Origin of the sequence: uncultured Tenacibaculum sp., from assembly GCF_947499065.1 — a bacterium.
Taxonomy (GTDB): domain Bacteria; phylum Bacteroidota; class Bacteroidia; order Flavobacteriales; family Flavobacteriaceae; genus Polaribacter.
In genome coordinates this window covers 264360-283861 of record NZ_CANMMT010000002.1, presented here as the reverse complement: position 1 = coordinate 283861, position 19502 = coordinate 264360, and the positions used below count along the sequence as shown (strand labels likewise).

The following is a 19502-nucleotide window of genomic DNA, read 5'->3' as shown; positions in this document are numbered from 1 at the left end:
TAACATATTCCATATATGCAATTGTAAAAACTATTAAAATAACAACTCCTATTGTAATAGTTGTATAAATTTTGATGTTGGTTTCATAAAAATAAAGTCTGTTTCTATATACAACACTTACCTACCTGATAACCAACAATTTTATTTTTTGGAATTCATATTTATTCTTTTACGAACTAAACATCTATTCATTAGTATCAAAACTCCACCTAACATTAAAAATATCAAAGAAATATCAACCTTATCTTCATAAATGAATAAATATAAAAAGTAATTTAATATAACTAATAAGTAAATGATATATGTGATTAAATAAAGGGGCTTTTTATCCAACTCTAAATTTTTCATTTTAAAATATTTTTAAACAAATACAACATTATAAACAATACAATTTTTATCATTTTATCGTATTTTAAATTCATAACATTCTACGATTTCTTTTATGTCACTCATAGCCTTATGACTTGCCATTGCAATAACTAGGATAAATTTCAAACTTTATTTTGTTTTACACAAAACACTTAGGTTTTAAATAATAGCTTGTAGTTTTAAAATACAACTATTGGTTTTAAACTATTCAATTTGTTGATTATGATTAACTTTTATTTAATCAATTTACGAAGTAAAGTTCTTCAACTTTTGCTAATATTTTTCATCTACTTAAAAGACTAATAGCTATTTATTCTATAGATATCAATTAAAAATACAAAAACAAGGATATCTAGAGAATAGCAATCTATGTCTATACTAATTTAATTCCTCTTTCTTTGTTTTTTTAGATATGTAACTACATAAGAAATTGCATACAAAAACTTAGGTAATTCAATAAAATTCAAACACTTATTTATAATAATCAGTATCTTTATAGTTACAAGGAATAATTATTAATAAAAACAGAAAGTATGTAGAAGAAAAAGAATTTAAAATTATTTATCCTCTTTTCCAATCTCTAAAAATTAAATATATTATACTAATAAATAATAATATGTAATCCCATTTATTTACTTTGCTTGAAAAAAAATCATTCTTGTAACATAATAAATGAAAGGTATTGAGAAAATTATATCAAATATTTTTATTTTTTTCATATTAAAACATATAATTTTAAATAATAGCCTGTAGTTTTAAAATACAACTTATTGGTTTTAAACTACCCTACTTGTTGATTATGATAAACTTTTATTTAATCAATTTAGGAAGTAAAGTTCTTCAACTTTTTCTAATATTTTTTATCTACTTAAAAGACTAATAGCTATTCATTTTATAGATATCAGTTAAAAATACAAAAACAAGGATATCTAGGGAATAGCAATCTATGTCTATACTAATTTAATTCCTCTTTCTTTGTTTTTTTAGACATGTAACTACAAATAAACTTGTTCCTGTAACTACATAAGAAATTGCATACAAAAACTTAGGTAATTCAATAAAATTCAAATACTTATTTATAATAATCAGTATTGCTATAATTACAATCATTATATATACTTTCATTTATTTTTTAAATTAGTCTGTTAATTTTATCCAATAATAGTTTAAATTATTATTGGGTTATAGTTTAGAACTTTTTTTTATTGCTTTTATAAAATACAAATGCAGTGCCAAGTAGTATTATTACATATCCGAACATAGGCATATATTTGTTTTTAATAAATCCTAGCAAATCAAAGAAAAGTAAAACAGTTGTTGTTGCTATAATTATTATAGCTATTATCAAAAGGTTTTTTCTTTTCCCCATATTTAATCAAGTTGACTGAAGCCGTATACAACACAAGCAGCATCAGCAGCTAATATTGCACCTCCAACCCATCCAATTGGGATCCAAGAGAAAAAAGTAGCAGCAATTCCTACACCTACAGAAACAGCTCCCATACCGACACATAATCCACCCCAGAACCCTTGTCCTTCTAAAAGTTCCATTTGATTTAAAGTTAATTCTTTCATGATTTTTAATTTTTAATCTTCACAGAATACTCCTGTTCCCCAAATACTAGCACCTGATGCTAAATAAAGTGCAGCTCCCCAGCCAATTGGGCCTGATGCTGCCAATAACAATCCTCCTATAGCACCTGCTGTAGCTAAGCCAAATAAAGATCCACAACCAAGAGCTCCCTGAAGGTTTTCCATCTGATTTAATTCTAATTTTTTCATACTTAAATAGTTTTTAATAAAACACTATTAATTATCATTTTATAGTATTTTAAATTCATAACATTCTACGATTTCTTTTATGTCACTCATAGCTTTATGACATGTCATTGCAATAACTAGGATAAATTTCAAACTTTATTTTATTTTACACAAAATCCTCAGGTTTTAAATAATAGCTTGTAGTTTTAAAATATAGCCTAAAGTTTTGATTTTCTTAAAATTCGCTTTTTAAACTGTTTTTATAAACTTTAATTTAATAAATTTGTTAGACTATATTCTCCCAACTTATACAAACTAATTATTTATTGTCTTGATATATTAAGACATATTGAAAAGTATGGATGAGAATATTAAAATTATTACAGAAAATATACGCTTAGAACGTTTAAGGAAAGGACTCTCTCAAGATAAGATGGCTAATCTACTTCAAATTAGTCAAAATGCTTACAGTAAGATAGAAAGCGGTAAAACAACCTTAACTATTATTCGCTTGCATCAAATAGCTAGAGTATTAGAAATACCTTTTGAAAAACTATTTTTAGGATAAATAACATCATAAAAAAAGCTATAATGATTAATACATTATAGCTTTTATAATAATCTTAGTTTGTACTAAGTTTTTATTCTATTTTTCTCCACTTATCTTTATAAGTTGGTGCTACTTTTTCTAGTACGCTTCTCATTTCTTGAACTTTTCTAGTTGGCTTACCATCTGTAAATATTCTTGCTATTTCATCTCCTTTAGCATCTAAGAAAACACGAATCATATAATTTCCAATAGCTAGATTATGTAATTTATCTAAGTTTATAACACTCGATTCTATAACTTCTTTTGCTCCATCAGGATTATCAGAAAAATTATCAAAACCTTTTCTATGATAATCATAATAAATAGTACGCAAAGGAGTAAAATTTGAAGATAATAAATTATCTATCAATGCAAACCTATTTTGCTTTCCTACTTGATTTTGCCAACCTGTTTCTCCATTTGATTGAGCTTGTAACATTACATTTTCGGCTTGTTGCAAATAATTGGTTCCTCCTTTTAAAGCAAAGGTATCTGCATCAACTCCTAAAATAACATATACATAAAATGCTATGGTAGATATTAAATTTGATTCATAAATATTAGGATTAAAGTTTAACGGATCAAATTCATTATAACGAAAATTAAAATTGGTATCGTTAATATTTAAAATTGGCGATGCATAGGTTGAATTATAAACTGGTCGCGTAGATTGTATTTGTAAGCTAGCTTTAAAATTATTTCCGCTTTGCTCGTCTACTATAATTGTAAATGCACAATTAATACGTTCCTGTTGTTTAAATTTTTTATTTGTCCATTGCTTATCATTAATAAATTCTGTTAATGCTTTTTGCAATGTTTCATATACTTGTTTATTACTACTCTGAACCTTATCGGCATTAATAGTTACTAATGCATTTAATTCTTGTGATTGAATTGTAAAAACTGATGATAAAATAAAAATTAAAAAAAGAAACTTACGCATTTAGTTTATGTATTATTTCGTTAATTATATCTTTTGATACTTCCTTCTTCGATTTTAAATCAAATGATTTCTCGTTAAAATCGGCATCAATTATAGTTATCTTATTAGTATCGGTAGCAAAACCAGCACCTTTATCTTGTAACGAATTTAATACAATTAAATCTAAATTTTTACGTGCAATTTTACTTTTTGCATTTTCTACTTCATTATTTGTTTCTAATGCAAATCCTACCAACAATTGATTTTCTTTTATCTCACCTAATGATTTTAAAATATCTTTTGTTGGTTCTAACTCAATTGTTAACGCTGTTTCTTTCTTTTTTATTTTCTGAGAAGCTATATTTTTTGGTCTATAATCAGCAACAGCTGCAGATAAAATAGCAATATCTACCTCTTTATAGTATTTATGACAAGCCTCATACATGTCTTGTGCCGACTTTACATCTATTCTATGAATAAATGAATGATTTACCTTTTGATGTGAAGGACCAGACACTAAATAAACTTCTGCCCCTAAATTAGCTGCTGTTTTGGCTACTTCAAACCCCATTTTTCCTGAGGAATGATTTCCTATAAAACGAACAGGATCTATTGCCTCATAGGTAGGGCCAGCTGTTAACAATACTTTTTTTCCTCGGAGTGGTAATTTTGAAACAATATCATTTTCAATAAACGATACTATATCCTCTGGTTCAGCCATACGTCCCTCTCCTACAAGTCCACTAGCCAGCTCACCTGAAGCTGCTGGTATTAATATATTACCAAAACTCTCTAAGCTATTTATACTGTCTTTTGTTGATGGATGTTGATACATATCTAAATCCATTGCAGGTGCAAAATATACTGGACATTTTGCCGATAAATAAGTTGCTAACAACAAATTATCGCAAGTACCATTAGTCATTTTAGACAAGGTATTTGCAGTTGCTGGGGCAATTATCATTAAATCTGCCCACAATCCTAAATCGACGTGATTATTCCAAAGTTCATTTTCATCTTCTTTTTCATAAAAAGTTGAATGAACTGGATTTTTAGATAATGTAGATAAGGTAAGAGGTGTAATAAAATCTTTAGACGCAGGAGTCATTACTACTTTGACTTCTGCGCCTGATTTTATAAATAAACGAACTAAGTTCGCTGTTTTGTATGCAGCTATACCAGCGGTAACGCCAAGTAAAACTTTTTTACCGCTTAATACAGACATATTATTCTGCGTCTGGAGTTCTGTGATATACTTTGTCATTTAACCATTCTTCCACTGCAATTGCGTGTGGTTTTGGTAAACGCTCGTAAAACTTAGAAACTTCAATTTGTTCTTTATTTTCAAAAATTTCTTCTAAACTGTCATTATAAGTAGCAAATTCGTCTAACTTATCTACCAATTCTTTCTTTAAATCAGAATTAATTTGTGTAGCTCTCTTAGCTATAATTGAAATAGCTTCATAGATATTATCAGTTGGAGCTTCGATAGCTTCTTTATCATAAGTTATAGTACTTAATGCTGCTTTCGTTTCTTTATAATCCATTTTCTAACTTTTAACTAATTGTTCTTGTTCTTTATTTAATGTAGATAACATTATATTAGATTCTTTCATGAATTTAGATTCAGGAAAGTTCTTCTTTAATTTCTCATAGGCCTTAATTGCGGTCTTGATTCTAGCTCCTTTTCTACGCGATGTACTTTTTAAAACAAAATCATGCGCAGCTTTCAAACGATAAAACAAAGCCTCTTCTTTATATTTTGTTCCTAAATAATCTGACAACAAATTATCAAAAGCAACTATTGCTGCTCTATAATTTCTTGAATCATAATCTGCCGTACGGTAATATGTTTTTGCTATTTCAAAAGCTTTCTTTTCTAATTTACCGCGCAATTCAGCATAATACTTATTAGCCTCTTCTAATTTTTCTGAATCAGGGTAATTATCTATAAATTCTTGAAAAGATTCTAAAGCTTTCTTTGTATCTGAAGAATCTAAACTAAAACGAGGAGATGCTTTATAATAACTTAATGCTGATAAAAAAGCAGACTCTTCCTTTTTTGAACTTTTTGGATAATTCCTTGTAAATCTTTTGAAATAATATCCTGCAGAAGTATAATCTTTTACATTAAAACTTGACTGAGCAACCATAAACTGTATACGTTCCATTTGTGGTTTTCCTCTGTAAGATGGTGTAACTTTTTCAAATAAACGTAAGGCTCTACTGTACTTTTGCGCTTCGTACATTTTCACAGCCATTTTATATTGTTCTTCTACAGTTCCTTTATTTAACACTTTTTGGTATTCTCCACAAGAAGACAATACTAAAAGCATTACAAATAAGTACGCTAAATTTTTAATTTTTTGCATCTGGCAAAATTAATGATTATTTATGGATTATTAAAACGATTTTTTTCTCTAAATAGAGCATTGCAATAAACTATAAAATCTGTTATAAAAAATCCAAAGATTTCCTAAATGTTTGTTAATCTTACTCTGCCGTGTTATCAGCTCCTTGAACAACTATCTGCTTTACATCATTATCAAACAAATATAAACCACCTTTATCATCACCAATTAAATTGATTTTATCTAAAATAGTTCTTGCTAACGCTTCTTCTTCTATTTGTTCAGAAACATACCATTGTAAGAAATTATGTGTTGCATAATCTCTTTCCTCCAATGTAATATGTACTAAATCGTTTATTGACTTTGATACCATTACTTCGTGGTCAAATAATGTTTGAAACATATCTTTAAATGAACCAAACTCAATTGGAGGAGCTGCTAATGCCGATACTTTCGCATGTCCACCTCTTTCATTTACAAACTTCACCAATTTTAACATATGCATACGCTCCTCATCTGAATGAGCATACATAAATTGCGCAACTCCTTCAAATCCTTGAATTTCTGCCCAACATGCCATTGATAAATATACCTGTGATGATTCTGCCTCTATTTTTATTTGCTCATTTAAAGCTTTTTCTATTTTTTTTGATAACATAATGTTTTTATCTTAATTTAAAATTAATTGATTTATTTTCCCTTTAAAAAATCCTGATATTTTTCTATTATTTCCATCATCAGCATTAACATCTATTACAATGTCTCCATCAGTCCCTTCTTTTATTTGAACTTTAGCTGTAACTTTATCTTTATCTACATGAACACCTGTTATATTAACATAATCGTTACAAGGATAGCTGCCTCCTCCACTCGAAATACAAATATACCCATATAAATGTTTTAATTCTATAGGAAAATTATAGTCTCCATGATAAAGATTATTTATTGATAAATTTATTTCTAAATAACCTAGCCTATCTTTAACTACATTATTCCCCAAATAAACATCACCTTCTTTAATTTCAACAGATCCATTTAAAAATATCATGGATATACCACCAAGATTATTCTTAAACCAAAATGCATTTTCAATTTTTGACTTTTCTCCGTTTACTATAATAAAAGACTCTTGTTCTACTATATCTTCTGAATTTTTATTACAAGAAATTAAAAAGATAATTATAAATGAAATCTTAAATATTATTTTAAAATGTTTCATAGCTTTTTTTTTACAAAGATGATAAAAAAGACTACAATTAAATAATTGTAGTCTTTTTTAAAATTTATTTTTCTTTAGACAAATTATAGATTATCTATAAAGTCTGAAATTTTAGTTTGTAACTCTTCTGTGGCAGTAACCAAAGGTAAGCGTACTTCATCTAAACAAATTCCTTGTTTTGCTAATACTGCTTTTATTCCTGCTGGATTATTTTCTTCAAAAATATAATTTACAATATCCATTAATTTGTAATGAATCTCATACCCTTCTTTATTTTTTCCTTCTAACCCTAATTGAATCATTCTAGAGAATTCTTTTGGTAATCCTTGTCCTATTACAGAAATTACTCCTGACCCTCCTGCTAATACAACTCCTAAGGCTAAATCATCATCACCAGAAATGATTAAAAAGTCTTCTGGTTTATTTTTTAATAATTCTAGATATTGTTGTTGATTATTTCCTGCTTCTTTTACCGCTATAATATTTTCAAAATCATTCGCTAAACGTAACGTAGTTGCTGGTTCCATATTTTTTGCTGTCCTACCTGGTACATTATATAAAATAATTGGCTTTGGACTTGCTAATGAAATTGCTTTGTAATGTTGGTAAAAACCTTCTTGTGTAGGTTTACTGTAATAAGGTGCTACTGATAAAATTGCATCTATCTCTGATAAATCTAGCGATTTTAACTCATCTACAACTACTTGAGTATTATTTCCACCTACTCCTAACACTAAAGGTAATCGTCCTTTGTTTTCTTCAACTATTACCTTTATAATTTCTTCCTTTTCTTGTTTTGTTATAGTACCGCTTTCTCCGGTTGTTCCATTAATAACCAGATAATTAATTCCGTTATCAATATTAAAGTTTACTAACCTTCTAAGTGCATCGAAATCTACACTTAAATCTTCGTTAAAAGGAGTAACTAATGCAACTCCAGTACCAACAAATTTTTGCATTATATTTTATTTAAAATCGTTAAATATTTTTTTAGTTCCTGATTTAAAATTGCTTCATTTTGACCTTCGTCTGATATAACAATATCATATAATCTATCGTCAATATTCGCAAAACCTGCCTTCAAATCAGATTGTGACAACAAAGTTACCATATTCGCATATAAATTAGGAGTCTTTGTATAATTAATAAGTAAATCATACTCTTTTTTAACGAACTCTTTTAAATTGTCTGATTTTAAACTCGCATTAAAGCCAAAATCATTATCGGTAAAAAACAAAGGTGACTCTTCGTCTTTTTTAGAATACTCTCTAAATATTAGTACTGTAATATTTTCTTTTTTAAAAGGAAATTTACTTGTTAAATTAGATATCATTACATTAACCAGAGACTCATTATCTAATAAAATAGCAACCTTTTTTATTAAACTATCTTTATGATTTTTATGTATTTTCTTGTCTACAAAACCATCATAAGCCTTCTGAATCGATTTATATTTGAATTTACTTATCATTTTAAAAAATTGCGAACGCTAATGTACATTATTTATCTACTATTTCTAATAATAAAAACTGATTTAGTTGTTTTCCATATAATTGAAAATTATCATCAGCTACTAAAATTAATGATTGATTACCATTAGATAATTTAGGTCCTAAAGTAATACCTTCTACATTGTCTATAAATCCTTCTCTCAACTGATCTTTAACACTGTTGAAATCGAAAAGCAATTCTTTTTTTAAAGGCACATATTTTTCATTTTTCAACGATGACATATTTAGAGTATTTGTTGATTCTTTTGTTATTGTAGCTTTGAAAATTCTAATCGTATTTCCAAAGCTTCCATAACCACTTTGGTATATCCTTTCAACAATAAAAAAACTATTTTCAGCATACTCTAAAATAGCAGTAGCTCCATTTAAATTTATTTTTCCTTTCGCTGGTTTATCAATTTTTTCTAGCTGATACGCAAACTGTTTAGTTGCTTTTTGAGTTACATTGTCAAAATAAGTAATTCTAATAGGTGATTTTGTTTCATGAAATGTTGGTTCTTCTCCATCTGCTTCTAACGGTGCTTCCATTGCTGCCCAAAACCCTTTGTTATCAAAACTTTTAGATGAACTTTCAAAAGCTCCGTTATGTTTTGGTTTTGCTTTAGAATTTGCTTCAAAGTAACTTGGTATTGTTATTTCTTTTTGAAATTCACCTTGCATATTTGTTGCAAATATCGATGGATTTTTCCCTCTTCTTATAGAACCTTCACTAACTAAATTAAACTGATTATTGTATACGAAAACAGATTCTAAATCCAACACATTATTCTTATAAAAAGAACTTGTCGTATCTTTTATTTCAATTGTTTGTTTGAATTCTACCGATTTTATTGAATCTTTTTCAATAAGTATATCTCCAACTAAAATTCTTGGGTTTCTGGCATCGTCAACTACCATATAATACTCATTATTATAATAATCTATTCCTGAAATTCCTCCAACAATTGCATTTTCAAACTGTAAAGAATCTTTAACAATAAATTCGTTCAAAAAATTTAATGACATTTTTTCGGTTTTGCATCCTGTTAATACCGAAAATACTAGTAGGTAAAATATAATTTTTCTCATAAAGCAAAAATAGTACTTTATGTATATGTAAGGAATAAAAAAGAGCTCGTCTAAAACAACAAAACCAATAATAATGAAAAAATATTTACCACTTATTTTAAAGTTGATAGCTGCTATTATTATGCTTCAAACTTTGTTTTTTAAATTCTCTGGTGCTCAAGAAAGTATCGATTTATTTACTAAACTAGCTGGAGAAAATGAAGCTAGTATGAGAATAGGAACCGGAGTTTTAGAGTTGATAGCTTCAATTTTATTATTCATTCCTAAGAGAACATGGTTAGGAGCTATTTTAACCGTTGGTCTTATGGGTGGTGCTATTATGGGACATTTAACAAAATTGGGCATTGAACATAATAATGATGGAGGTGCTTTGTTTATTTGTGCAGTAATTACGTTTATAGCTGGTATTATTTTACTTATTATAAATAGAAAAGATATTCCTTTTATAGGAAACAAATTATAATTTCCTTTTTTGAATTTGTTAACTGAAAAGCGAGTTTAGAACTTTCTAAACTCGCTTTTTTTTATATAATTTCATTGCCATATCAAAAATTTGATGAATCTTTTCTATGGGAATATCTTCATTCGGATTTATTAGTAACAACTTTACAAAAGTTCTATTTCCTTGAATCAAGTCTGGATGTTCTATTTTAACTCCATTTCCTATAGCTATATACGGGAACTGAGTTTTTCTATCTACCCATAGATAACAAAATATTTTATTCCCTAACATAAAACAAGGTAGGCGATACTTCCATTGTTCTTTCAAATCTGGATGATAATTTTGGATAATACTTTTTAACGCCAACAAACAACCTTTAACTGGTTCTTCTTTATCGAAATAAAAGTTATCTAAATTTGTCATTTATTGAATAGCTATAAATATTTCTGCTTCTCCATTTGTTGGGTCTTGAGTTTTGCTTCCGTAGACTTCAAAATCGGATGTATAAGTTCTGTTGATATCCGAATTCCAAATTTTCATCCATTCGTCAACAACTGCTGTTTTTGTTAAATCACCCTTAGCTATAAATTTTTCATAACTAGATGCTTCAATTTTTTTACCAATCATTCCTTCTGGGATGTTTTCTAAGTTTTCTACTTCATAGCCTAAAATCATTGTATAGGGTTTTGTATGATCTTTTTCGTAATCTGTATAAACAGCATAACTTTCATCTCCTACTCTATTTGAAAGCTTGTTTATAACACCTTCTTTCATAAATCGTTGCCATAATGCAGGAATATCTTGCATTGCTTTTCCGTTTTCATTTGTAGTTCTTATTGAAATTCCAACTACATAAAATGCTTCTTTTTTTAATGTGTTCATTGTTATATTTTTTAATGTTTACACAAAAATAAAAGCAGCTTATGACAAAGGTTTGTCAGGGGTATCAGAATATTTTTGAATATACATCTTAAAATAGTCTTCCAAAGTCATATTATGAGATTCAAAGTGTTCTCCAGTTACAACAACTTTTTGTATACAATCTATTCGAAATGCTCTAAATTCATTACGCAACCTACAAAAAGCTATTAACAACCAATTTAAATTGGTACTATACATGGCAAATGGTTCAACAAATCTTTTGGTTGTTTTATTTTGAAGTGAATGATATTCTATTTCTAACAACTGAAAATTTGTAATTGCTGTTTGTAACTGCATCAAATAATTACTCGATTGCTCTTTTTCTTGATTAAATCGAAATACAATTCTTTTTGAAAGTAAATCTGCTTTATCCTTTTGCGAATATTTTAAAACAGCTTTTATTTTAGTAATTGCATTTGAATAGTTTTCTACAAATGAGGTATCCTTGTTTTTTATAATTAATTGTTCTGCTGTAATTAAAGCATTTGCTTCTTCTTCCGAAAACATTACTGGCGGTAACTGATATCCTTCCTGTAAAAAATATCCTTTTCCTTCCTCAGTAACAATAGGCACTCCTGAATTTTCTAAAGTTCTAATATCTCTATAAATAGTTCGGATACTTACATTGAACTTTTCTGCCAACTCTCTTGCTGTTATCAATCGTTTAGATTGTAACATTGTTACTAATTGTGTTAACCGAGAAAGTCTTGGCTTTTCCATTTTAAAACTACTGTTTTTTAGCTATCATAGCTTTTACTATTAAGTATTGAGATACCACATATAATACTATAATAGCTATTACGAATAATTTTTTAGGTGCATAGAAATTATTTAAAGCGATTAAACTATCTGAGGCAATAAATAAAATTGCTCCTAATAATAACCAGGTGTTTTCTGTTGATTTTTCTTGTTGATAATTTAATAAAGCACTCGTTCCAAATGCTGAAATTGCCACACCATACACTATTACTGGTAACAACATCTCTCCTAAATTATCAATAATTAAGAATAATACTCCTCCAAATAATGCTATAAAAATAATTGCTGCTTTTAGTATTTTATTTATAGATGGCTTTTTTAAAAGCTGCGATGTCATTTTGATATACATTATATGTGCTATTAAAAATGACCCTAGTCCAAACACAAAATAATTTGCTTCATCTAACAAAAATACATCTCCCCAAAATGAGAAAAACAAAGCGGAAACCAGCCAAAAATTAGGCTTTTTTACTGAAACCAAATACACTATTGCTAGTGTTGTCATTAATAATGGTTTAAAAATTATTTCTAAACTTTTAGTTTCTGTTATTACTGCATATACATCTGCTATGGCTACTAATAAAAATAATATTGATGTAATAGCGATTTTGGTTTGTTTGGTCATAAGTTAAATTTAAAAAGTTTATAGATTAATATACAGCATAAAAATAAACACTAAAAAAAGAAGAATTGTTGGAACAGAAATTATATAACTAAACCATTTTTTAAATTTTTCATTAGTTTTTCTCTCTTTTAACAAGAAGAATAAACTAACAACACTAAAAACAAAAGCAACAAATAAAAAAAATAGAGTTAACCAAATCATAACAAATATTGGAAATATAAATATTAAACAAATACCTGATAATAAAAATAACAAACTCCAAATTGAACAAATAAAAGCCTTATTTATATAATTTCTATTCAAAACTAAATACTATTTAATCATATCAATAAAATCTTGTTCTGAAACAATCGGAATTCCTAAATTTTCTGCTTTTGTTAGCTTGCTAGGTCCCATATTATCTCCTGCTACTATATATGTTGTTTTTTTAGAAATTGATGAACTTACCTTACCTCCGTTATCTTCAATTGCTTTTTTCAATTCATTTCGGCTCATTTGATGAAAAACTCCTGAAACTACAAACACTTTTCCTTGTAATTTATCGGTTTGATTTTCTAAACTTTTTGCTGAAACTTCCAATTGCACTCCATAAGCTTTTAATCGATCTATCAACTGAATATTTCCTAAATCATTAGAAAAATCAATAATACTTTGGGCTATTCTATCTCCTATTTCATCAACAGCGACTAACGTTTCAAAATCGGCAGTCATTAAGTTATCTATCGACTTAAAGTGCTTTGCTAATTTTTTTGCTACTGTTTCTCCTACAAATCGAATTCCTAATGCAAATAATACTTTTTCAAATGGAATTTCTTTCGACTTCTCTATGCCATCTACCATATTCTGAGCTGACTTTTCTGCCATTCTCTCTAAAGGAATTACTTGCTCAACCTTTAAATCATATAAATCGGCATAATTCTGAATCAAACCTTCTTTACGTAATAAATCAACAGTTTCTCCTCCTAAACCATCAATATCCATTGCTTTTCTACTGATATAATGCTGGATTCTTCCTGTTATTTGTGGTGCACAACCAAACTCATTTGGACAATAATGCTTAGCATCACCTTCTGTTCTTATCAACTCAGTATCGCATTCAGGGCAATTTGTAGCGTATTTGGTAGGTTCTGAATCTGCTGGTCTTTTTGATAAATCTACCTTAATAATTTTAGGAATAATTTCCCCTCCTTTTTCTACAAAAACGGTATCATTTATTCGAATATCTAGTTTCTCTATCTGATCAGCATTATGTAATGAAGCTCTTTTAACAATTGTTCCTGCTAATTCTACAGGCTCTAAATTTGCTACTGGAGTAATAGCTCCTGTTCTTCCTACTTGATAAGTAATTTCATTTAAAACTGTAGAAACCTGTTCTGCTTTAAACTTATATGCTATAGCCCAACGTGGTGCCTTTGCTGTATATCCTAACTCTTCTTGCTGCTGTAAATTATTTACTTTGATTACAACTCCATCTGTTTCATAAGGTAAATCATGTCGCTTTTCATCCCAATGATTAACAAACTCAAAAACTTCATCTATCGATTTTGCCAATGCAATTGTTTTTGGAACTTTAAATCCAACTTTCCTTGCATTTTCTAAACTTTCAAAATGTGTTTTATATTTACGTTCATCAGTAACTACTTGATACAACAAACAATCTAACGGACGTTTTGCTACTTCAGCGCTATCTTGCAGTTTCAAACTTCCACTTGCTGTATTTCTAGGATTTCTATAAGCTTCTTCTCCTTTTACTAAACGCTCTTCATTCATTTTATTAAACCCATCGAGTGGTAAAATAATTTCTCCTCTCATTTCAAAATCAGAAACAAAATCACCTTTTGGTTTCAGCGGAATTGATTTTATGGTACGAATATTAGTCGTTACATTATCACCTTGAAAACCATCTCCACGAGTTACTGCCTTTACAAACTCTCCTTTTTCAAAAGTTAAATTTATAGAAGCCCCATCATATTTTAATTCACAGGTATACTCAATATCTTCTGTTCCTAAAATCTTTTGAATTCGCTTTTCCCAGTCTAACAAATCTTCTTTTGAATAAGAATTATCTAAAGAATACATTCTGTTTTTATGAGTAAGCGTTTCAAAGTTTTTAGTAATTCCTCCTCCAACTCTTTGTGTTGGTGAGTTTGCATCAAAAAACTGTGGATTTTCTTCCTCTAGCTTTTCTAGTTCTTTTAATTTTATATCAAACTCATAATCAGATATTGTTGCATTATCCAATACATAATAGTTATGATTATGTTCTCTTAATTCCTCTCTTAATTGTTGTATTTTTTGTTCAGTTGTCATTAATTTGGATTAAAGTTCTCCATTGAGATTAAAATACCTTTCAGTAAATCCGATTTTTTAGTCTTTTCTTTTAAAAACACTAAATCTGGCCCATAAGAATTATAAATACCTAAAACTCCATACTCTTCATTAAATAAAATTGGTTGAGTTTGGTGGCTAGCATTAATTCCTTGCCAATAAAAATTAAACTTATTTTTAGTCTCCTTAACTAAAAGCTCTCCTTCTTTTTTTGTAAAAAATTGCGAACCAAAATTTAAAGTTTTTTCTTTATTATTAAACCTAAGAATGATATTCTTTTTTCTATCATCAAGATTTTCATAGAAATAAACAGTATATTTTTCTTTGTTTTTTATTGATAAACTATAGTTCTCTATTCTTATTTTATCAAACGACGTAAAAAAATACAGAACTCTTTTTTCTTTTACTTCACTTATCTCTTGCTTATTAATACTTGATAAAACTTTATCAGTTCTATTTCTACTCTGCTCACAAGCATAAAATAAAAAAACTAATACAAAGAAAGAAACTACTTTCATTTATTTCCTAACTGTCCCTGTTAAAAAACTAGGTCCTTTTGGTAATGGATTACCAGCTGTACGTCTGAAAGAAACTACTTGTCCTACGTGCCAAATTGCATCAGCTATTGGGCCGTTTAATTGATTCCAAAATGGATATTCTTGTACTTTTCCATTCCCTCTATTTATCTTCATTATATATTTTGAAAGATTATTAGATGTTCTTAAAATATCACTTGACTTTTTAAAATTTTCTAATGTTAGTTTACGCATCTCAGCAAACGTTAACGATCCTTCTTTTGGAAACTTCATTTCTGTTTCTTCAACAGCACTTAAAGTCATTATTGACAACACTAAAATATGATCAAGAGTATCAAACATATTTCTAGCCTCTTTACTTGGCTTGTATTGTAAATCTTTTTCTTTTAACCCTTCAGTAGCCCAATAATAACGAAACCCTAATCCATCTATCATTCTACTTGCTACGGTTCCTTCTGTGTATTCTTTAGGTGCTTGGGGAATCTCATAATAAGGTAGTTCTTGTGAATTCATAGTTTTTGTAATTAATAAAAATAATAGTGTTGTTATTAGTGTTCTCATATACGTTGTTTAATTGCTAAATTAAGGAAAAGATTTTTAGATTTTAACTCCTTAAAAACATCTTATAAACAAAAAAGTCGAAGTTTAGACTTCGACTTTTTAATAGATTTTTAGAAAATTTTTACTTACTCAACTTCATTGAATAGGCAACATCTCCATCGGTTGCTGAAAATAAAAGCTTTGTTTCGTTTAAGATTTCAATTTTTAAACCAGTCGCTTTACTTTCCTCTTCCTCTAGTTCAATTACTTTATGCCCTTCATCTAACTTCCAATGACCTTTCTTTTTATGGTTACTCATAACCACTTGATAGTTTCCGTCTTTAGTGAAAACCATCCAACTATCATTTTTTGAAAACTCTTGAATTTCATCTCCAATCTGAACAGTTTCTACAAACCATTTTCCTGAAGTTAAAAAATCCATTTCGTTAATTTCTTGAGAATAAGATACAGAGGCGAAGCTAAGTATCAACACAAAAAGTGCGATTACTTTTTTCATTTTTAGGGGGTTTTAGGGAATTAATCTACCCAAAAATAAAAAAAAAGCCGAAACAAACAAATGTTTCGGCCTTTATTATTGATTTCTTAATATTCTAATAATATGTATAACGACGAACTTTAGCTATGTGTTTAGCTAAACGCATTACTTGGTGAGAATACCCATATTCATTATCATACCATATATATATTACGATTGTATTTCCATCTGCAATTGTAGCTTTACTATCAAAAATTGATGGTGCAGTTGTTCCTACAATATCAGAAGAAACTAATTCATTACTTAATGAATACTGAATTTGCTCCACCAAATCTCCTTCTAATGCATACTGCTTCATTATAGCGTTTACTGCTTCTACAGTTGTATTTGAATTTAATTGTAAGTTTAAAATTGCTAACGACCCATTTGGTACTGGTACACGAATAGCACTTGAAGTTAATTTCCCTTCTAATGCTGGCAATGCTTTTGCTACTGCTTTACCTGCTCCAGTTTCTGTAATTACCATATTTAAAGCTGCCGCTCTTCCTCTACGGTATTTATTATGCATATTATCAACTAAATTCTGATCATTTGTATATGCATGAATTGTTTCTAAATGCCCTTTCTTAATTCCGAAATTATCTTCTAAAACTTTTAAGATAGGGGTAATTGCATTTGTTGTACAAGATGCTGCTGAGAAAATATCCACGTTATCAGGATTGTTTTCTTTATGGTTTACACCATGTACAATGTTAGGAATTCCTTTTCCTGGCGCTGTTAACAATACTTTACTTGCCCCATTAGGCACTAAGTGTCTTGCTAAAGCTTTATCATCTCTAAAAGCACCTGTATTATCAATAATTAAAGCATCGTTAATTCCATAAGCTGTATAGTCGATATCTTCTGGTTTAGCAGCAGAAATCATATATACAGTAGTTCCGTTAATAATTAATGCGTTATTATCAGCATCAACTTGAACAGTTCCTAAGAAATCTCCATGAACAGAATCAATACTTAATAAAGAAGCTCTTTTTTCTAATACCGCTTCGTTAATTTCACCACGAGTAACTACAGCTCTTAATCTTAACTGAGAACCTTTACCCATTTTAGTCATTAACTCACGAGCTAATAAACGTCCAATACGTCCAAAACCATATAATACTACATCTTTTGGCTGAATACTTTCTGCTTCTGTAGCATCACTTAATTGATTTTGTACAAATGAAATTTTGTCAGCATTCTCGTCATCTTGCAAATGATACTCATAAGCTAATTTACCGATATCTAATTTTGATGGTGGTAAATCGATCGACTGAATTGCTTTTGCTATTTCTAAAGCATCGCTAATTGAAATTGGTTTTGCTACGAATTCTTTTGCGTAATCAACTAAATTTAAAACTTCACTAGCTCTTTTATCTACTAATGGATTTCTAAATAAAACTAATTCGATAGACTTATCGTACCATAAATCGTTAACGATGTTAATAAACTCAACCGTAGCTCTTCGAACTTGCGCTTGACTTACTACTTCTTTTTCGTAATTTGTTATTGTTGACATAGTTGTGTGTTAACTAAAATTTTAAAATTTGCTGCAAAAATACTTATTTCAAACGATTTCGTAAACGTTTATAAATAAAAAATCTCGTTAAAATTATTTAACGAGATTTTGTTTATTCTATTAATTATAAATCTTAATATCTAAATCTTTCTATTTCTCCTGAAGGACTAATCATTTCTATAAGAAATCTTCTATTAGTATTACTATCTAATATTCTAACTGCTTCAGCAGCTGAAGAAATCTTTTTTCCATTAATTTTTGTTAAGATATAGCCTTCTCCTATTCCATACTCTTTAAAGTGTCTGTTTTGAGTTCTCTTAATTTTTGCCCCTCCATCAATATCAAACTTCTTCTTATCTTTAGAATTCACATCCTCAAACTCAGTTCCTAAATATCTACTTATAGGTAATTTAACTAGCTTAGTTAATTTCACAACCTTTGTTAATTCTTCTCCATCTCTATCTACCGTCACATTAATATAATCCCCAGGCCTTTTTGCTGTTAACTGACCTTTTAGCTCAGAAAACTTACCTATTTTAACATTATTAATTTTTGTAATAACATCTCCTTTTTTTAATCCTGCTTTTTTTGCTCCACCTTTTTCAGAAACTGATGTAATTTCTACTCCTTCTTCAACTTCATTATAATTAATTCCTATAAGAGCTTGTTGGACCATTCCATATTCTAACAAATCATCTACAATTTTCTTAGCAATATTAGATGGCACAGCAAAAGAATACCCAATAAAAGAACCTGTTTTTGAAGTAATTGCTGTATTGATTCCTACCAATTCACCTCTAGTATTTACCAAAGCACCTCCACTATTTCCTGGATTTACTGCTGCATCAGTTTGTATAAAAGCTTCAACATTATTATTACCTTCTAAATCTCTTCCTTTTGCACTTACAATTCCAGCTGTTACTGTTGATGTTAAATTATATGGATTTCCAACTGCCAGTACCCATTCTCCTACTTTGGCGTTATCTGAATTCCCAAATGGTAAATTAGGTAAATCCTCGTCTGCTTCTACTTTTAACAGAGCAATATCATTAGTTTTATCAGCACCTATTAACTCAGCTTTTAATTTCTTACGGTTATTTAATGTTATTTCAATTTCACTTGCTCCTTCAATTACATGATTGTTTGTTACAATATATCCATCAGGAGAAATTATTACTCCACTTCCTGTTCCTACTTGTTGGTATTTTTTAGTTCCACTTCCATTTCCATAAAACAATTCTGCCCATGGATTTTGTTGCGTTCTAATTGCTGTATTTTTTACGTGTACTACCGCATTTACCGTTTTTTCAGCTGCTTCTGTAAAGTCAGTTGGTTTAGACGATGAATTAATTACAGTTGGTGTATAACTTGCTTTTACTGTTTGTAAAGTTGGTTCTACAGTTTTTTCTACTATTACTTGAGGTTTCTCAATGGCTATTTTATATCCTGCAAGTGCAACAACTCCACCAAAAAACGCTATCCCTAAGGTTCTAAATACTTTTTTCAT

The 19502-nt window shown here is 28.8% G+C and carries 24 protein-coding genes; 2 read left to right on the top strand and 22 right to left on the bottom strand.

Going from position 1 to position 19502, the window contains the following annotated elements:
* Positions 1 to 1329 precede the first annotated feature (1329 nt).
* The 3 genes from Q0958_RS05545 to Q0958_RS05535 all read right to left on the bottom strand — a co-directional run bounded on the left by Q0958_RS05545 (position 1330) and on the right by Q0958_RS05535 (position 2151).
* A complete protein-coding gene (locus Q0958_RS05545) occupies positions 1330 to 1494 on the bottom strand; it encodes a hypothetical protein (protein ID WP_299120760.1) in 165 nt (54 codons plus the stop codon).
* 246 nt (positions 1495 to 1740) lie between these two features.
* Positions 1741 to 1944, bottom strand: coding sequence for a hypothetical protein (locus tag Q0958_RS05540; RefSeq protein WP_299120758.1), 204 nt, complete (start codon positions 1942 to 1944; stop codon positions 1741 to 1743).
* Positions 1945 to 1956: 12 nt separating this feature from the next.
* Positions 1957 to 2151, bottom strand: a complete 195-nt coding sequence (locus Q0958_RS05535) for a hypothetical protein (RefSeq protein WP_299120755.1) — start codon at positions 2149 to 2151, stop codon at positions 1957 to 1959.
* A gap of 337 nt (positions 2152 to 2488) precedes the next feature.
* On the opposite strand from Q0958_RS05535, the gene Q0958_RS05530 reads away from it, so the two are divergent.
* On the top strand, positions 2489 to 2698 hold the full coding sequence (locus tag Q0958_RS05530) for a helix-turn-helix transcriptional regulator (protein ID WP_299120752.1): 210 nt from the start codon (positions 2489 to 2491) through the stop codon (positions 2696 to 2698).
* Positions 2699 to 2771: 73 nt separating this feature from the next.
* Here the strand turns inward: Q0958_RS05530 and Q0958_RS05525 are convergent, their stop codons facing one another.
* The 9 genes from Q0958_RS05525 to Q0958_RS05485 form a co-directional block, all read right to left on the bottom strand.
* Complete coding sequence (locus Q0958_RS05525; protein ID WP_299120750.1) at positions 2772 to 3662, bottom strand: DUF4835 family protein; 891 nt, start codon at positions 3660 to 3662, stop codon at positions 2772 to 2774.
* The gene (gene coaBC, locus Q0958_RS05520; RefSeq protein ID WP_299121748.1) at positions 3655 to 4866 is read right to left on the bottom strand and encodes a bifunctional phosphopantothenoylcysteine decarboxylase/phosphopantothenate--cysteine ligase CoaBC; all 1212 of its coding nucleotides are present in this window, start codon (positions 4864 to 4866) and stop codon (positions 3655 to 3657) included. The genes Q0958_RS05525 and coaBC overlap by 8 nt, the downstream gene beginning before the upstream one ends.
* A 1-nt stretch (position 4867) precedes the next feature.
* Positions 4868 to 5188, bottom strand: a complete 321-nt coding sequence (locus tag Q0958_RS05515; RefSeq protein ID WP_299120748.1) for a DNA-directed RNA polymerase subunit omega — start codon at positions 5186 to 5188, stop codon at positions 4868 to 4870.
* 3 nt (positions 5189 to 5191) lie between these two features.
* Positions 5192 to 6013, bottom strand: a complete 822-nt coding sequence (gene bamD / locus Q0958_RS05510) for an outer membrane protein assembly factor BamD (RefSeq protein ID WP_299120747.1) — start codon at positions 6011 to 6013, stop codon at positions 5192 to 5194.
* 121 nt (positions 6014 to 6134) lie between these two features.
* Positions 6135 to 6650, bottom strand: a complete 516-nt coding sequence (locus Q0958_RS05505) for a ferritin (protein WP_299120744.1) — start codon at positions 6648 to 6650, stop codon at positions 6135 to 6137.
* A 12-nt stretch (positions 6651 to 6662) separates the two neighbouring features.
* The gene (locus Q0958_RS05500) at positions 6663 to 7211 is read right to left on the bottom strand and encodes a hypothetical protein (protein ID WP_299120742.1); all 549 of its coding nucleotides are present in this window, start codon (positions 7209 to 7211) and stop codon (positions 6663 to 6665) included.
* An 83-nt stretch (positions 7212 to 7294) separates the two neighbouring features.
* Entirely contained in the window at positions 7295 to 8170 is an 876-nt protein-coding gene (dapA, locus tag Q0958_RS05495) for a 4-hydroxy-tetrahydrodipicolinate synthase (RefSeq protein ID WP_299120739.1), read from the bottom strand.
* Complete coding sequence (locus Q0958_RS05490; protein ID WP_299120737.1) at positions 8170 to 8682, bottom strand: hypothetical protein; 513 nt, start codon at positions 8680 to 8682, stop codon at positions 8170 to 8172. The genes dapA and Q0958_RS05490 overlap by 1 nt, the downstream gene beginning before the upstream one ends.
* A gap of 28 nt (positions 8683 to 8710) precedes the next feature.
* Positions 8711 to 9727, bottom strand: coding sequence for an esterase-like activity of phytase family protein (locus Q0958_RS05485; protein WP_299120734.1), 1017 nt, complete (start codon positions 9725 to 9727; stop codon positions 8711 to 8713).
* A gap of 136 nt (positions 9728 to 9863) precedes the next feature.
* Between Q0958_RS05485 and Q0958_RS05480 the strand changes: the two genes are divergently transcribed.
* On the top strand, positions 9864 to 10253 hold the full coding sequence (locus Q0958_RS05480) for a DoxX family membrane protein (RefSeq protein ID WP_299120731.1): 390 nt from the start codon (positions 9864 to 9866) through the stop codon (positions 10251 to 10253).
* A gap of 45 nt (positions 10254 to 10298) precedes the next feature.
* On the opposite strand, the gene Q0958_RS05475 is transcribed toward Q0958_RS05480, so the two are convergent.
* The 10 genes from Q0958_RS05475 to Q0958_RS05430 form a co-directional block, all read right to left on the bottom strand.
* Positions 10299 to 10655, bottom strand: coding sequence for a DUF1801 domain-containing protein (locus Q0958_RS05475; RefSeq protein WP_299120728.1), 357 nt, complete (start codon positions 10653 to 10655; stop codon positions 10299 to 10301).
* Entirely contained in the window at positions 10656 to 11114 is a 459-nt protein-coding gene (locus tag Q0958_RS05470) for a GyrI-like domain-containing protein (RefSeq protein ID WP_299120725.1), read from the bottom strand. It abuts the gene before it with no gap.
* A 39-nt stretch (positions 11115 to 11153) separates the two neighbouring features.
* Positions 11154 to 11873 carry a YafY family protein gene (locus Q0958_RS05465; RefSeq protein ID WP_150898916.1) on the bottom strand — a complete coding sequence of 240 codons (720 nt, stop codon included), beginning with the start codon at positions 11871 to 11873 and terminating at the stop codon, positions 11154 to 11156.
* 7 nt (positions 11874 to 11880) lie between these two features.
* Positions 11881 to 12537, bottom strand: coding sequence for a lysoplasmalogenase (locus Q0958_RS05460; RefSeq protein ID WP_299120713.1), 657 nt, complete (start codon positions 12535 to 12537; stop codon positions 11881 to 11883).
* Positions 12538 to 12849: 312 nt separating this feature from the next.
* Entirely contained in the window at positions 12850 to 14847 is a 1998-nt protein-coding gene (ligA, locus tag Q0958_RS05455; protein WP_299120710.1) for an NAD-dependent DNA ligase LigA, read from the bottom strand.
* A complete protein-coding gene (locus Q0958_RS05450; RefSeq protein WP_299120707.1) occupies positions 14847 to 15383 on the bottom strand; it encodes a hypothetical protein in 537 nt (178 codons plus the stop codon). The genes ligA and Q0958_RS05450 overlap by 1 nt, the downstream gene beginning before the upstream one ends.
* Positions 15384 to 15962 (bottom strand): hypothetical protein, encoded by a 579-nt coding sequence (locus Q0958_RS05445; protein ID WP_299120704.1) that lies wholly within the window; start codon positions 15960 to 15962, stop codon positions 15384 to 15386.
* Positions 15963 to 16083: 121 nt separating this feature from the next.
* Positions 16084 to 16458: a hypothetical protein gene (locus Q0958_RS05440; RefSeq protein ID WP_272148943.1), complete on the bottom strand. Its 375-nt coding sequence runs from the start codon at positions 16456 to 16458 to the stop codon at positions 16084 to 16086.
* A 94-nt stretch (positions 16459 to 16552) separates the two neighbouring features.
* Positions 16553 to 17995 carry a glyceraldehyde-3-phosphate dehydrogenase gene (locus Q0958_RS05435; protein ID WP_272148942.1) on the bottom strand — a complete coding sequence of 481 codons (1443 nt, stop codon included), beginning with the start codon at positions 17993 to 17995 and terminating at the stop codon, positions 16553 to 16555.
* A gap of 133 nt (positions 17996 to 18128) precedes the next feature.
* Positions 18129 to 19502 carry a trypsin-like peptidase domain-containing protein gene (locus Q0958_RS05430; protein ID WP_299120700.1) on the bottom strand — a complete coding sequence of 458 codons (1374 nt, stop codon included), beginning with the start codon at positions 19500 to 19502 and terminating at the stop codon, positions 18129 to 18131.